The following is a 14,717-nucleotide window of genomic DNA, read 5'->3' on the forward strand; positions in this document are numbered from 1 at the left end:
TGTATAACCTCAAAAAGATTAATTTTTTTTGGTAGGTTTGCATATTATTTTAAAATAGCTTAAGGATTAGCAGATGGGCTTATTTAATTGGTTTACGCAAGAAGTTGCGATTGACTTGGGTACTGCAAATACCCTAATAATTCATAATGACAAAGTAGTAGTGGATGAACCTTCTATTGTTGCATTTGACCGCACCACAAATAAAGTGATCGCCATTGGCCGCCAAGCCATGCAGATGGAGGGTAAAACACACGACAATATAAAGACAGTACGTCCTTTACGTGATGGCGTAATTGCCGATTTTACGGCCGCTGAGCATTTGATCAGGGGAATGGTAAAATTAGTAAATAATGGCAAGAGTTGGTTTTTCCCTTCACTTCGTATGGTTGTTTGTATTCCATCCGGTATTACAGAGGTGGAAAAAAGAGCGGTACGCGACTCAGCTGAAATTGCTGGTGCTAAGGAAGTCTATTTGATTCACGAGCCGATGGCCGCTGCTGTAGGTATAGGGATTGATGTGGAAGAACCGATGGGTAATATGATTATTGATATCGGTGGTGGTACTACCGAAATAGCGGTCATTGCTTTGTCGGGTATCGTATGTGACCAATCTATTCGCGTTGCAGGTGATAACTTTGACTCTGATATCGTTCAATACATCAGACGACAACACAACATCATGATCGGTGAACGTACGGCTGAAAAAATAAAAATTGAAGTGGGAGCTGCTCTTCCGGAATTGCAGGAACCACCTGCAGATTTTGCTGTTCAAGGGCGTGATTTGATGACTGGTGTTCCTAAACAGATCACTGTTTCTTATACCGAAATAGCCCATTGTCTGGATAAATCCATCTCGAAAATTGAAGAGGCGATCTTAAAAGCTTTAGAAATTACTCCTCCAGAATTATCAGCAGATATTTATCAAACAGGTATTTACCTAACTGGCGGTGGTGCATTATTACGCGGTTTAGATCGTCGTATACAAGCTAAGACTAAACTTCCGGTGCACATTGCTGAAGATCCATTACGCGCTGTCGTAAGAGGAACTGGTATTGCACTAAAAAATATCGGACGATTTAAATTTCTGATGCAATCCTAACCGTTCGATAATTAATAACAATATTTTATTAAAGAGCGATATAATATGCAAAACTATTATATCGCTTGCTTATTAAATACCCACATTAAAAAATGAGAAACCTTTGGTTATTCCTAAGACGATATAATGCATTCTTTTGGTTTATCCTCTTTTTTGGATTCTCTTTATTTTTGGTCATCACCAATAATTCCTTCCAACGTAATTCGGTCTTAAATTCTTCGAATAGTATCATCGGAGGCCTCTATGCGAAAGTCAATTCCTGGAAAAGCTACCTTCACCTCGATGAAACTAACGATGCGCTCGCAAGAGAAAATGCGCAGTTGAGAAAGGACTTGCAGGCCTATCGGTCAACGGACAGCGTCAACATCGGTCCTGTACCGCCTATTGATAGCAGCGAATTTGGGCGTTATGAATTTATTATTGCGAATGTCATCAACAACAGCATTCACCAAAAAGCAAATACAATTACACTCGATAAAGGTAGTAAAGATGGTATCGAGCGCGGAATGGGTGTGATCGCCCCCAATGGCGTAGTAGGTATTGTCTTAAATGTCTCACCTCATTTCTCGACGGTTCAATCCTTGTTGCATCCTGACACGAGAATATCGGTTACCCTCGGTCATACTGAAGTATTTGGTTCGTTGGTATGGGGAAATAGCATGGACTATCGCGCGGCAATGGTGAAGGAAATCCCAAATCACATTAAAGTCAACAAGGGAGACAAAGTATATACCTCGGGGTATTCGGGCCACTTTCCAAAAGGGATTTTTGTTGGGACTGTCATTCAGACGGGTATCTCCTCTGGAGATGCTTTTTTAGATCTTAGAATACTTTTAAGTACCAACTTCTCCAACTTACAGCATGTGTACGTTGTAAAAGACCTGTTAAATAACGAATTAAAAACACTAGAAGAATCGACAAAGGACAATGGCTAGGATTTTAATATTTAATATTATTCGATTTATCGTGTTGATAGGCATGCAAGTTTTCCTATTTCAAAACATTGGTTACTACAATCTGGTCGCGGCATTTCCTTACATTTTATTTGTTTTTTTGCTCCCAACGGGAACGCCTAATTTTTTGGTTTATTTGATCGCATTTCTAACTGGACTTACCGTAGATTCTTTTTATGATACTCTAGGCATCAATACCGCGGCCTGTGTGGCATTAGCTGCTTTCCGAATTTTCTTCATGAAAATTACACTCGAAGTGGAAGAACGCGAGTCTTTTTTCACCCCAATGTTGGGATTCATGAATATCCGTTGGTTCTTTTCTTATATCTTCTTCGGAACATTGATTCATCATACATTTTTGTATCTCTTAGAATCTTTTTCCTTCCAACACCTCCAATACACCTTATTGAGTATCGTTTTAAGTTGTATATTTACGGTAATTATCATGCTATTATTTAGCATATTATTCTATAAAAAGAAAGATCGGTTATAGTAGATCGATGGATAGAAATTTATTTCTATGAACAGTTTTTTTGCGCGCAAGTACGTCGTTTCCGGAATCTTTATCGCCATCACATTGACGCTGATGGCCCGCTTATTTTATTTACAGATCATAGACGATTCGTACATACACTCTGCCAACAGTAATGTGATGCGCAAGGTCATTGTGTACCCTGCGCGAGGCGTTATATTGGACCGGAAAGGAAAGGTGCTGGTTCAGAACGAACCGGTATATGACCTTATGGTCACCCCTCGTGAAGTAAAAGAAATTGATACGGCACTGTTTTGCAAATTGATAGATATCGATAAAGAAGGCTTTATCAAACGGATGGAAAAGGCTAGAATACATTCGCCTTATCGTGCATCTATTTTTGAAAAACAGCTTTCTGTACGGACATGGGCCCAATATCAGGAGTATCAATATCAATTTCGGGGTTTCTATGTGCAGAAGAGAACAATCAGAAGTTATCCCGATAGCATAGCGGCTCAGTTTTTGGGTTATGTCAGTGAGGTAAATGACAAGGATATTGAACGTTCCAATGGATTTTATCGCAGCGGTGACTATATCGGCCGCAGCGGCGTAGAGCGTTCCTATGAAGACCTCATTCGTGGGAAACGCGGTGTTAACAATTTGATGGTCGACGCGCTGAATCGCCCCAAGGGTGTATTTATGGAGGGAAAATACGACACCCTCGCTGTTGCAGGGGAAGGGCTGGTTTCCTCTTTGGATAAAGACCTTCAAATTCTAGGGGAAAACCTGATGAAAAATAAATTGGGATCCATAGTCGCTATCGAGCCTGCAACGGGTGAAATCTTGGCTTATGTCAGCAGCCCGAGCTATAATCCAAACATGATGGTGGGACGACAATCTGGCAATAATTATATGAAATTATTAAAGGATGAAACGAAACCGCTGTTTAACCGTCCTATTCAAGCTTCTTACCCACCCGGATCTGTATTTAAGGTAGTATCTGCATTGACTGCGCAACAAGCGGGTGTGATTGATCGCAATACGGTATTCTTCTGCCCGCATGGATACAGTTATGGTGGTGGACGTGGATGGATGGGCTGTACCCACTATCATGGATCAACTACTTTACAGCGATCGGTAGCCGTATCATGCAATACTTATTATGGTTTTACGTATGCCAAAATGATTGATGGACGTGGCCTTTCGGGACCTAAAGCTTATGATTTATGGCGCAATGCAGTGACGCAGTTTGGAATTGGTCATAAATTGGGCATTGATCTACCCGGAGAGAAACCAGGTTTATTGCCGACATCAGATTTTTATACCAAACGATACGGTAACGATAAATGGCGTTCAAGTTTTAACATTTCTTTATCCATCGGACAAGGGGAAATGGGAATAACGCCATTGCAAATGGCCAATATCATGGCTATCGTTGCTAATAAAGGATTTTACTACAGACCGCATTTGATTAAAGGAATTGGAGAAAAGAAAATTGCCAAGAAGGAATTCACGGAAAAAATCAGTGCCGGTGTCGATGAAAAATACTATCCTGTAGTTATTCAGGGCATGAGCGATGCTGTCAATACACCTGAAGGAACAGCTTGGTCCAATCGTATTCCGGGTATTGAAATGTGCGGAAAAACAGGTACGGCTCAGAACCCGCATGGAGAAAACCATGCTGTTTTCTTTGCTTTTGCGCCGCGGGAAAATCCTAAAATCGCCATTGCTGTTTTTGTTGAAAATGCAGGTTATGGTGGGACATGGGCAGGACCTATTGCCAGTATGATGGTCGAGAAATACCTCAAAGACACCATCACTGCCCCTAAGTATATCCAGGACCGCATCTATAATGCAAATTTTCTTCCTGCGCCTAAAAAAGTGGTGGATCCAAAGGCTTCTAAGGATGTAAAAAAAACGGACTCAGTTAAATCCAAAACGGACACGTTAAAATCTAAACGGCAGCTGGCCGCTTTGACAAAACCAAAAGAAACAATTGTTCACCATAGCGAGATAAAGAGAAGATATGAATAATCAAAAAACAAGTTTCTTTGGAAAGATAGACTGGCTGACCATAACCCTTTGGCTTGCGCTATGCTTAATCGGCTTATTCAATATCCGCGCGGCTGTGTTTAACCCCGAACTTCCCAATTTCTTTACGTTGGGTACGAATTATGGAAAACAGTCTTTATATCTTGTTTCCGCTATTATCTTGGGGGTGTCCATTTTGATCATAGACGCTAAATTTTTCAGCTCAGCCTCACCAATATTTTACGGTATAACTGCTGTATTGCTTGTGATCGTGTTGGTCGTCGGACGAAATGTTGGTGGAAACCAGGCCTGGATCGACCTCGGTTTTTTCCGCTTACAGCCTTCGGAGTTTGCGAAACTTTCTACCTGCCTGTTGCTGGCCAACTTTTTAAGTTCTCAAAGCAATAAAGCTCCAACGATGCAAACTTTAGCTATGGGAGCCGGTATAGTATTATTTCCTGTATTTCTGGTGATGTTACAACCCGATACTGGATCTGCCCTCGCATTCTTTTCGTTGATTTTTGTGTTCTACCGGGAGGGCTATGTGAATAATGAACTTCTGATATTTGGAGGTCTCTGCATTTTGCTTTTCGTACTTGCTTTATTGGTCAATCCATGGATACTTATTTTGGTTTTGGCATTACTCATTGGCCTCGTGATGTGGAACTACCGCAAGAGAAGGAAATACATTATTAATCTCAGTATACTTTTTGCGGCATGTGCAGTATTTATTCTCTGTGTAGACCTCGTGTATGATCATGTCTTACAATCACATCAACGTGATCGTATTGACATCATTTTAGGCAAAATGGAAGATCCTAAGGGAAAGGGCTATAATTTGAATCAGTCTAAAATTGCAATTGGATCGGGACAGCTTTTGGGAAAAGGTTATTTACAGGGAACCCAGACAAAATATAATTTCGTACCTGAGCAAAGTACAGATTTTATTTTCTGTACGGTTGGAGAGGAATGGGGCTTTGTCGGATCGGTTACCTTATTACTAATCTATCTTACGCTACTGTTACGCATTATTCACATTGCCGAACGACAGCGTTCGGCCTTCGCCAGGATATATGCTTATGGTGTAGCCTCTATTCTATTTTTTCACTTGTTTATCAATATCGGCATGACAATAGGTATTGTACCCGTTATCGGGATACCACTACCTTTTATCAGCTACGGAGGTTCATCTTTGTGGAGTTTCACGATCTTGCTGTTCATCATGCTTAAATTTGATTCAAATCGAAAAGGAATTGTCTAAGACAATTCCTTTTCGATTTGAATCTTTTCTACAACATCCACTCTTTTATTGCATCCGTCACGAACCGTCTATTGCACAAGGTTGTTCTCCAAAAAGAGTTAAATGCGTCCTAGAACGAGCTGTATAGCTTTATCGACTACTTGTTCGGGCGTAGCGGAAAAATGGCCGTTCACCCTATTTGCCAAAATAGCATTGATGGATAAAGCTTGATGTCCAAATAGATTGGCCAATGCATAAATACCGGCGGTTTCCATCTCCAGGTTAGTTAAGCGTAGCGCTTTGTAATGAAAAGAATTTACTAAACTCAAAAAATTAGGAATGCTATTATTCGCCCGCAAATTACGCCCCTGTGGTGCATAAAAACCTGGTGCGGTTAATGTGATCCCCTTGGGAAGATCAAAAGCTATCTGTTCCTGAAGACTTCTACTCCCTTTGGCAACATAAGGCTGCAAGTTCAATGCCGAAAAATGCCTACCTAATTCCGCCTCAAGCTCTTTTTCCTCATCGTTATAAGTACCCTCATAATAGTTCATCAAGGCATCAAGACCTATACCGTAAGAAGAGGCCAAAATAGTTCCCATTTCTACATCTTGTTGTACAGCGCCTGAAGTTCCGATGCGTATTATATCCAGCGAGGTCAGCACGGACTTGACGGTTCTGCTGGCAAAATCAATATTTGCAAGTGCATCCAGTTCATTTAATACGATGTCTATATTATCCGTACCTATACCGGTGGATATTACGGTCAGCCGTTTATTCCCCAAATACCCGGTATGTGTAATAAATTCACGCTTCCCCTTTTTGAGTTCAATGCGATCAAAGTGCGCCGAAACTTTCGCCACCCGGTCTGGATCGCCTACAGTAATTACGGTATTGGCCAGGTCTTCTGGCAACAAATTCAGATGATAAATACTGCCATCTGCATTCAAAACTAATTCCGATTCGTTAATCATAGCGTATATAAATAAGTTAACTGACAGCCCTCAATTTTAGTGAACCGATCAACAATTCGATTGACCTGCGTTTTTCGGACTTCAAACTCCAAATAACATTGATTGTCAAATTCCTGTTTTTCAACTCCTACGCCTTCTTCCTTAATTATCCGCATAACATCATTCATATGGAGGTAATCGAAGGTAATACCATAATGGTCATTCACTGTACGCTCGATAATTTCTGCTTGGTTCAAAGCGTCTTGGGTGGCCGATTTGTAGGCATTAATCAAACCTGGCACGCCCAACAATGTACCGCCAAAATATCGTACAACAATCACAGTAATGTTGGTGACATCCATAGACAATAGCACATTTAAAATTGGGCGTCCTGCTGTTCCCGACGGTTCTCCATCATCATTCACACGAAAGACAGCACGATCTGGCGTGAGACGATAAGCCCAACAATGGTGTCTCGCTTTCGGATGAATCGCTTTCACTTCCAAAATCAGATCTTTTAATTGCTCTTCGGATTTAAATGGAAAAGCATAAGCAATAAATTTACTGCCCTTATCTCTAAAAATTCCCTCGTATTTTGCATCAATAGTCCGGTAAGTATCTTCAAATAAACTCATAGATATGCTATGATTAAAACTGAAACAATAGAAAGCGCTATGCCTAGATAATTCAATAATGATAACCTTTCTTTAAAAAATAAGACGCCAATTAGAGCGCCCAATGAGATCACACCAATATTCATCCCAGTAAATACGACTGATGGATTGTCTGGTAGGGCACGATGCGCTTTCATATAGAATAGGATGTTACAGAAGTTAAATACGCCCAAAACCAATCCATATCCCACAGCTTGCTTTGAAAAACGTTGCTTTTCCACAAAAAGGAAATACAGCAACAGCACCATTGCAATAAACATCGCCATCACAAAGATAATAAACATGGAACTGATATAAGGTATATTAACATGCAAGGCGACCTGTTTGAAGAGGATATCAATTATGCCCATACCGATAAATACCAATAATGGATAAAGCGCTTTATAACGACTATCTCCCATCGAGCCACTATGCTCATTTTTTTGCCAGCCAATAGAACATAGGATAGCCAATAAACCAAGGGCTATTCCGAGCATCTTATGTCCCTCCATTTTTTCATGAAAGAAGAAAAATGATGCAAGCAAGGGAATAAACAACGATAAGCGTTGTGCAATCTCTGTCTTGACCAAACCACCATAGCGAATGGACAAAGCTATAAAAACAAACATCCCTGGAAGTAATATCGCCAGAATCGTATACAACGTAACCGGCATAGCATCCCATACGAGCGATTTTAGATTCGGTTGCAATACAAAATAAGCCAGTGCAACCGCCATGGGGTAATTCCAAACGATAACTTGTTTGGTTTCGACTCCATTTTGTTTTGCCAATTTTAATAAAACAGCAACGGTTACGCTACAGATGACACTGAATAAAACAAAAATCATGATTCAAAATTCATTTATTTCCAAAGGCCACGTTTCTCCTGACGAGCCTGACGTTCCAATTTTACAAATAAATCTGCATATTGTACATTTGGTGCTAGCGTATAGGAACTGCATAACCCTGTTCAACCAAATCCCGATTGACGAATTTCTTTCCAATATACACATAGGCAAGAAGTCTTCCATACCGATCCCGTTTTCCAATGTCAAAGACTAACTTAACACTTTTTCCATTCAACATTGCCGTTAAATACTGCTTTGCTTCTTGACCATAGTAACCGATTTCCTTGCGTGCCGTCCGCCTCGTTTCCGGGGCATCTACCCCTATCAGCCTAACTTTCTCCCCTTTTGAGGTTCCATTTTCAATGACAAAGGTATCGCCATCGATAACGCGCTTTACCCTCGCTTCTTTTTCCTCTCCTTTAAAAGTAAAACCTGTCAATAAAAAACAGATCATACATACACGTACATAAAAATTACTTCGTTTTAGCATAAAATCCAGCGTTTGTCCAAAGGTAGTAAAATACTTTTTTAACAAAACAGTCAAAAAAAACGGAAATATTAATATTAAAAACACATAAATTTAATATAAAAAAACAGTAAAAAATCACATAAAAATAAAGCTATTTTTAACATAAAAAAACAATACAAAAACACAATTTATCATCGAAGAAAAACAACAGGACAAAAATTTAAAACATTAAAAAACAACAATATAACATAATTAAATAGAAATAAACGCTTTAAAAAGAACACAAATAAACCACTAAAATTTAATCATGAAAACCACATAAAAACACATAAAAAAACCATGAAATTAGCTTAATATTTATAATAAAAAATTATTTTTTTCTTTGATATTTCAAAAACATTCGTACATTTGAAATGTCAAACAACAACAGGATGAACAGAACATATACATATTTCTATTTTAACTTCTTTTATTTTAAAAATAAGAGCCGGGATTAGATTGTGTATAAATCATAAAAAATACAAACAAGAAGAGTCCCGGTTCAAATGATCGGGACTCTTTTTTTTGGAGACAACATAGCGAACAAAAAAACAATGAGTTTAAAAATTGCAATACAGGGAGCAAAGGCTTCATTTCATGAAGAGGCCGCATTTAAATTTTTCGGAAGAGAAGTTGAAATTGTAGAATGTGATTCATTTAAAAAAACTTGTGAATTGCTGAAGCAAAGAAAAGTCGACTATATCGTTATGGCGATCGAAAATTCAATTGCAGGAAGTCTATTACCGAATTATAATTTATTAAGAGATTACAAGTTCCATATTACTGGTGAAGTTTACCTAAACATCCAACAGAATCTCATGGTATTGCCAGGCGTTAAATTAAAGGATATTAAACACATCGAATCGCATCCAATTGCCATTCGCCAATGTGAAGAATTTCTTTCTGAACTTGAAGGTGTACGTATAACCGAGGGATCTGATACCGCTGCAACTGCGAAAATGATTGCGGAGCGAAAATTAACGGATACTGCTGCAATCGCTGGGACATTGGCCGCTGAAATCTATGGTCTTGAAATATTAGAAAAGAGAATCGAAACCAATAAAAAGAACGCAACGCGTTTCCTCGTATTATCTAATGAGGTTGTCGAACATAAGAATGCCAATAAAGCGTCATTATCATTCCAAACAGGAAATACAGTAGGATCTCTGGCGACTATTTTACAATGCTTTGCCGAACAGAATATCAACTTGAGCAAAATTCAGTCAATGCCGGTAATCGGAAAACGCAATGAATATGATTTTTTCGTTGACGTAGAATGGAAAAAACAAACAGACTACGAAGCAGCAATACGTAAAGTACTCAAACATAGTGTCAATTTCAATATTATGGGCGAGTATGTCAAAAACGAAAAACTATAATTAACAATTTACGCATACAATATTAAAATAGATAATCAAACTTAACATGAAAAATACATTAGACATCACTCCTTTAAAATCTTGGTTGGACACAGGAGACAAACCTTTAATTATCGCAGGCCCTTGTAGTGCAGAAACAGAAGAGCAGCTGGTATCAACAGCGCATTTGTTGGCAAATACCGGAAAAGTAAATATTTTACGTGCTGGTATCTGGAAACCACGTACTCGTCCGGGAGAATTTGAAGGTATCGGTTCAATTGGTTTGGAGTGGTTGAAAAGAGCGAAAGAAGAAACAGGTTTATTCACAGCTACTGAAGTTGCTACAGCAAAACACGTGGAAGAAGCTTTGGCTGCTGGTGTGGATGTACTATGGGTAGGTGCACGTTCAACTGCCAATCCATTTACCGTGCAAGAAATTGCTGATGCTTTACAAGGTGTAGATATTCCAGTATTTGTTAAAAACCCTGTAAACCCAGATTTATCGTTGTGGATCGGTGCATTGGAACGTATCAACCGTGCTGGTATCAAAAAATTAGGTGCTATCCATAGAGGTTTCTCTTCTTACGAGAAAACAGCATTCCGTAATGAACCAATGTGGGATTTAGCGATTCAGTTAAAAACTGCTTGTCCTAATCTACCGATCATCAACGACCCAAGCCACATCTGTGGAAACCGCGAATTGTTACCATACATCGCACAAAAAGCAATGGATATGGATATGCAAGGATTGATCATCGAATCACATATTGATCCATCTGTCGCTTGGACTGACGCAAAACAACAAGTAACGCCAGCTGCATTGGCCGAGTTGATCGACCACTTGACGTTACGTAAAGCAGCTTCTGACAATCCTTCCTTCGAAGATAAATTAGCAGAATTGCGTAGCAACATCGACAAATTAGATGATTTGATCATCCAAAAAATTGGTGAACGCATGAAAATAGCGGAGAAAATAGGTGAATACAAACGCGATAACAACGTGACAATTTTGCAAGTTAACCGTTGGGATGAGATTGTTCAAAAACGCACCAAATTAGCAGAGGCGCTTTCGTTGGGAAGTGAGTTTGCGACAAAATTCCTCGAATTGATTCACAACGAATCTATTCGCAAACAAAATGTGGTCATGAACACTCAGGAACAACCAACAGCAGAAGCATAATGAATCAACAAGTCATCACGCTGACGCATCCTTCAAAAAAAATACAGGGTACGGTTCAACTCACAGGTTCAAAATCTGAGAGCAACCGTGCTCTTATTATCCAGTCATTGAGTAAAGGACAAGTTGAAATAGCCAACCTTTCTGAAGCTGCAGATACGGTAACGTTAAACCGTGTGCTACAAATTGCTTCAGATCCGAAACCAGGATTCAACACAATTGACATCGGTCCAGCGGGAACGGCCATGCGATTCTTAACGGCTTACCTCAACCTTGTCAAAGGAAATTTTATCCTTACAGGTACTGAACGCATGCAACAGCGTCCTATAGGTATATTAGTTGATGCCATGAAAGAAATTGGTGCAGACATCCACTATGACAAGAAAGTCGGATACCCTCCTTTGAAAATTGAGGGCGGGCTGTTTCAAGAAAAAGACCGCGTCAAGATTAAAGGTAATATCAGCAGCCAATATATATCAGCCCTCTTATTAATTGCACCTGCATTAAAAAAAGGGCTTACTTTAGAGATTGAGGGTGAATTAACCTCCAGACCTTATGTATCAATGACCTTGGATATGCTGAAAAGTGTCGGGATTCAGCATGAATGGAAAAACAATGCGATTAAAATTGCGCCGCAGGCATTTGAGAAACAAACAATATATGTCGAGCCAGATTGGAGCGCTGCTTCCTATTGGTACGCTATCGTCGCACTAGCAGATGCAAACGCATCGATCGTATTGCCCGGATTAAGAAAAAACAGCTTACAGGGTGATATTGCCATTATAAGCATTATGGAGCATTTTGGTGTACAATCGAGCTTTGAATCGGACGGATTACACTTAAATAAAAAGGTAATCGGTTCGGATGTAAGCTTATTTAACTTTAAAGAATGTCCCGATCTCGCACAAACTGTAGTTGTTGTAGCGGCTGCGTTAAAACGAGATGCATCTTTTACGGGCTTGGAGACCTTAAAAATTAAGGAGACTGACCGTATCGCGGCACTACAAAAGGAAATTGCTAAATTTGGAGCCGAGCTAATTGAAGATGGCGATACCTACCATCTGAAAACAGCGCAGGTATATCAGCCTGAAGAGGTTACTTTCGATACTTACGAAGATCATCGCATGGCGATGGCGTTCGCACCACTGGCATTAGTTTTCGACCAGATTAAGATTGCTGAACCTCAAGTTGTAGAAAAATCATATCCTGATTTTTGGAATCATTTACAGGCGCAAGCTTTTGTCATTGAATAGCATATTAAAACAGGGATTAAATCAACATAATCCCTGTTTCCACCTATTATACCCCAACAGGCTTTTCGCCTTGAACAAAATAATGAATGCAATCAGTAAGGACTAATAGACGAGAAAAATCCACAAATTTGAATCCCTTCTCAAGCTTTACAATTGCATATAAAAGCAAATTTATCTAAGTTTATTGAAATTTAATTTTTATGGCAGGAAATTCATTTGGCGACTTATTCAGAATCAGCACTTTTGGCGAATCACATGGCAAAGCTATCGGTGTAATTATTGATGGTTGCCCTTCAAATATAACAATAGACGAGGATTTTATCCAGTCTGAGCTCGACAAACGAAAACCAGGTCAATCCAAAATCACGACGCAGAGGAAAGAAAGTGATACAGCACAAATATTATCCGGTGTATTCGAAGGAAAATCAACAGGTACACCTATTGCGATTGTCATTCCAAATGAAGATCAGCGTTCGAAAGATTACACACATATCAAAGATATTTTCAGACCTTCTCATGCTGATTTCACCTACCAGATGAAATATGGTATCCGTGACTATCGTGGTGGAGGACGTTCTTCTGCAAGAGAGACTGCAGCCCGTGTCGCTGCGGGCGCTGTAGCGAAGAGCTTTCTAAAACAATTTGGTATAGAAATCTTTGCCCACGTTTCTGGAGTTGGTACTATTGAAGCTCCAAATGTGGATACAAAAGATCTAAAGAGCCTTCTTGATTTACGGGAATCCAACATCGCACGTTGCGCGGATCCAGCAACAGCGAATGAAATGGTTGAATTTATCGATTCGATCAGAAAAGCTGGTGATACTGTTGGTGGACGGATATCGGCTGTCATCAGACATGTCCCCGTGGGCTTAGGCGAACCAGTCTTTGATAAACTACATGCGGATCTTGCCAAGGCAATGATGAGCATCAATGCTGTACATGGTTTTGAATATGGTTCAGGTTTTGCTGGATCAGAGTTGCGAGGTTCCGAACATAATGATATATTTGTAGCAGATGACCATGATTTAACTCGAGTGCACACCCATACCAACTTCTCTGGAGGTATTCAGGGCGGGATTTCAAATGGTATGGATATTACGTTCAAAGTAGCATTTAAGCCTGTTGCCACTATCATGAGAGATCAAGAAACGGTAGATGTCCATGGCAACCCTGCTATTGCTAGTGGCAAGGGAAGACATGACCCTTGTGTTGTTTCGAGAGCAGTAATTATTGTGGAAGCTATGGCGGCACTTGTAATCGCGGATCATCTACTTAAAAATCAAAGTTACAAACATGCTGCAAGATAATTATGTCGTAGGTGTTGATATTGGAGGCACACATATTTCTGCCTGTATCATTGACACAAAACAATGGAATATATACTTAGAAAACGTGGCCAGAAACCACGTTTTTTCTCAAGGAGATGCTAAAACGATTTTACAAACCTGGGCATCAGCCATCAGTGATACCATAGCCACCTCTCCTGCTCCTGTTCAATTCATCGGAATTGCCATGCCAGGACCATTTGACTACGAAAATGGAATATCAAAGATACAAGGACAAAGCAAATACGACCATCTTTACGACCAAGATATTAAAACTCTGCTAGGTAATGAACTAGGACTTTCCCCTATGTCTATTCACTTTATCAATGATGCAGCGGCTTTCTTACAAGGTGAAATATTCGTACAACAACTTCAAACGAATAAGCGTATACTAGGAATTACATTGGGGACTGGACTTGGATCTGCGGTTTGGAATAAAGGCGAGAAGGCTTTTGATGCGGCTCTATGGAATAGCCCTTATGAAGATTGTATCTTTGAGGAATTTCTGGTCACACGATGGTTCGTAAAACGTTTCAAAGAGATAGCAGGTAAGGATGTGACCGGACTGAAAGAAATTTTAGATCATTACAGGGAAACTGCGGAGTTTCAAATCATCAAAGATGAATATGCTAAACATCTATTTGATTTTATGCAGTTTTTCTCAGAGAAACATTCATCTGAACTATTTATTGTCGGTGGCAATATTGCAAAAGCCCTACCTATTTTTATCGCGGATCGAAAAGAATTTGAAAAGTTCCAAATTTACACGGCCATACTTGGCGAAAAAGCGGCAATGATCGGTGCTGCAAGTATATTCAGCTGATAAGAGATTTCATTCCAACGCTAG

General features: G+C 39.7%; 14 protein-coding genes. 10 read left to right on the forward strand and 4 right to left on the reverse strand.

What is annotated here, in order from left to right; all coding sequences use genetic code 11:
* The first annotated feature begins 73 nt into the window (after nucleotides 1-73).
* The 5 genes from VXM68_RS00165 (at nucleotide 74) to rodA (ending at nucleotide 5,816) form a co-directional block, all read left to right on the forward strand.
* Entirely contained in the window at nucleotides 74-1,099 is a 1,026-nt protein-coding gene (locus tag VXM68_RS00165) for a rod shape-determining protein (RefSeq protein WP_046671815.1), read from the forward strand.
* A 92-nt stretch (nucleotides 1,100-1,191) separates the two neighbouring features.
* Nucleotides 1,192-2,034 (forward strand): rod shape-determining protein MreC, encoded by an 843-nt coding sequence (gene mreC / locus VXM68_RS00170; protein WP_293957800.1) that lies wholly within the window; start codon nucleotides 1,192-1,194, stop codon nucleotides 2,032-2,034.
* Nucleotides 2,027-2,545: a rod shape-determining protein MreD gene (locus tag VXM68_RS00175; RefSeq protein WP_293957799.1), complete on the forward strand. Its 519-nt coding sequence runs from the start codon at nucleotides 2,027-2,029 to the stop codon at nucleotides 2,543-2,545. Before mreC ends, VXM68_RS00175 begins: the two co-directional genes overlap by 8 nt.
* A gap of 27 nt (nucleotides 2,546-2,572) precedes the next feature.
* Nucleotides 2,573-4,558 (forward strand): penicillin-binding protein 2, encoded by a 1,986-nt coding sequence (gene mrdA / locus VXM68_RS00180; protein ID WP_293957798.1) that lies wholly within the window; start codon nucleotides 2,573-2,575, stop codon nucleotides 4,556-4,558.
* The gene (gene rodA, locus VXM68_RS00185; protein WP_209578797.1) at nucleotides 4,551-5,816 is read left to right on the forward strand and encodes a rod shape-determining protein RodA; all 1,266 of its coding nucleotides are present in this window, start codon (nucleotides 4,551-4,553) and stop codon (nucleotides 5,814-5,816) included. The genes mrdA and rodA overlap by 8 nt, the downstream gene beginning before the upstream one ends.
* Before the next feature lie 98 nt (nucleotides 5,817-5,914).
* On the opposite strand, the gene VXM68_RS00190 is transcribed toward rodA, so the two are convergent.
* From VXM68_RS00190 to VXM68_RS00205, 4 genes are all read right to left on the reverse strand, one after another.
* Nucleotides 5,915-6,769 carry a nucleoside phosphorylase gene (locus tag VXM68_RS00190; protein WP_367210119.1) on the reverse strand — a complete coding sequence of 285 codons (855 nt, stop codon included), beginning with the start codon at nucleotides 6,767-6,769 and terminating at the stop codon, nucleotides 5,915-5,917.
* Nucleotides 6,766-7,383 carry a YigZ family protein gene (locus tag VXM68_RS00195; RefSeq protein WP_293957795.1) on the reverse strand — a complete coding sequence of 206 codons (618 nt, stop codon included), beginning with the start codon at nucleotides 7,381-7,383 and terminating at the stop codon, nucleotides 6,766-6,768. Before VXM68_RS00195 ends, VXM68_RS00190 begins: the two co-directional genes overlap by 4 nt.
* Complete coding sequence (locus VXM68_RS00200; RefSeq protein WP_367210120.1) at nucleotides 7,380-8,249, reverse strand: EamA family transporter; 870 nt, start codon at nucleotides 8,247-8,249, stop codon at nucleotides 7,380-7,382. The genes VXM68_RS00195 and VXM68_RS00200 overlap by 4 nt, the downstream gene beginning before the upstream one ends.
* A gap of 94 nt (nucleotides 8,250-8,343) precedes the next feature.
* Nucleotides 8,344-8,739: a thermonuclease family protein gene (locus VXM68_RS00205; RefSeq protein WP_367210121.1), complete on the reverse strand. Its 396-nt coding sequence runs from the start codon at nucleotides 8,737-8,739 to the stop codon at nucleotides 8,344-8,346.
* 572 nt (nucleotides 8,740-9,311) lie between these two features.
* Between VXM68_RS00205 and VXM68_RS00210 the strand changes: the two genes are divergently transcribed.
* The 5 genes from VXM68_RS00210 (at nucleotide 9,312) to VXM68_RS00230 (ending at nucleotide 14,693) form a co-directional block, all read left to right on the forward strand.
* The gene (locus VXM68_RS00210; RefSeq protein WP_046671823.1) at nucleotides 9,312-10,136 is read left to right on the forward strand and encodes a prephenate dehydratase; all 825 of its coding nucleotides are present in this window, start codon (nucleotides 9,312-9,314) and stop codon (nucleotides 10,134-10,136) included.
* Between the two features lie 46 nt (nucleotides 10,137-10,182).
* Nucleotides 10,183-11,295: a chorismate mutase gene (locus VXM68_RS00215; protein ID WP_367210122.1), complete on the forward strand. Its 1,113-nt coding sequence runs from the start codon at nucleotides 10,183-10,185 to the stop codon at nucleotides 11,293-11,295.
* Nucleotides 11,295-12,545 (forward strand): 3-phosphoshikimate 1-carboxyvinyltransferase, encoded by a 1,251-nt coding sequence (gene aroA / locus VXM68_RS00220; RefSeq protein ID WP_367210123.1) that lies wholly within the window; start codon nucleotides 11,295-11,297, stop codon nucleotides 12,543-12,545. The genes VXM68_RS00215 and aroA overlap by 1 nt, the downstream gene beginning before the upstream one ends.
* 200 nt (nucleotides 12,546-12,745) lie before the next feature.
* Nucleotides 12,746-13,852 carry a chorismate synthase gene (gene aroC, locus VXM68_RS00225; RefSeq protein WP_293957790.1) on the forward strand — a complete coding sequence of 369 codons (1,107 nt, stop codon included), beginning with the start codon at nucleotides 12,746-12,748 and terminating at the stop codon, nucleotides 13,850-13,852.
* A complete protein-coding gene (locus VXM68_RS00230) occupies nucleotides 13,839-14,693 on the forward strand; it encodes an ROK family protein (RefSeq protein WP_312331365.1) in 855 nt (284 codons plus the stop codon). The genes aroC and VXM68_RS00230 overlap by 14 nt, the downstream gene beginning before the upstream one ends.
* Nucleotides 14,694-14,717 lie beyond the last annotated feature (24 nt).

The organism is Sphingobacterium sp. R2 (assembly GCF_040760075.1).
Lineage (GTDB): Bacteria > Bacteroidota > Bacteroidia > Sphingobacteriales > Sphingobacteriaceae > Sphingobacterium.

Bases quoted from the DNA above. Each gene is read 5' to 3' on its own strand.
- VXM68_RS00165 (WP_046671815.1), top strand. From the start codon at position 74: ATGGGCTTATTTAATTGGTTTACGCAAGAAGTTGCGATTGACTTGGGT.
- mreC (WP_293957800.1), top strand. From the start codon at position 1,192: ATGAGAAACCTTTGGTTATTCCTAAGACGATATAATGCATTCTTTTGG.
- VXM68_RS00175 (WP_293957799.1), top strand. From the start codon at position 2,027: ATGGCTAGGATTTTAATATTTAATATTATTCGATTTATCGTGTTGATA.
- mrdA (WP_293957798.1), top strand. From the start codon at position 2,573: ATGAACAGTTTTTTTGCGCGCAAGTACGTCGTTTCCGGAATCTTTATC.
- rodA (WP_209578797.1), top strand. From the start codon at position 4,551: ATGAATAATCAAAAAACAAGTTTCTTTGGAAAGATAGACTGGCTGACC.
- VXM68_RS00190 (WP_367210119.1), bottom strand. From the start codon at position 6,769: ATGATTAACGAATCGGAATTAGTTTTGAATGCAGATGGCAGTATTTAT.
- VXM68_RS00195 (WP_293957795.1), bottom strand. From the start codon at position 7,383: ATGAGTTTATTTGAAGATACTTACCGGACTATTGATGCAAAATACGAG.
- VXM68_RS00200 (WP_367210120.1), bottom strand. From the start codon at position 8,249: ATGATTTTTGTTTTATTCAGTGTCATCTGTAGCGTAACCGTTGCTGTT.
- VXM68_RS00205 (WP_367210121.1), bottom strand. From the start codon at position 8,739: ATGCTAAAACGAAGTAATTTTTATGTACGTGTATGTATGATCTGTTTT.
- VXM68_RS00210 (WP_046671823.1), top strand. From the start codon at position 9,312: ATGAGTTTAAAAATTGCAATACAGGGAGCAAAGGCTTCATTTCATGAA.
- VXM68_RS00215 (WP_367210122.1), top strand. From the start codon at position 10,183: ATGAAAAATACATTAGACATCACTCCTTTAAAATCTTGGTTGGACACA.
- aroA (WP_367210123.1), top strand. From the start codon at position 11,295: ATGAATCAACAAGTCATCACGCTGACGCATCCTTCAAAAAAAATACAG.
- aroC (WP_293957790.1), top strand. From the start codon at position 12,746: ATGGCAGGAAATTCATTTGGCGACTTATTCAGAATCAGCACTTTTGGC.
- VXM68_RS00230 (WP_312331365.1), top strand. From the start codon at position 13,839: ATGCTGCAAGATAATTATGTCGTAGGTGTTGATATTGGAGGCACACAT.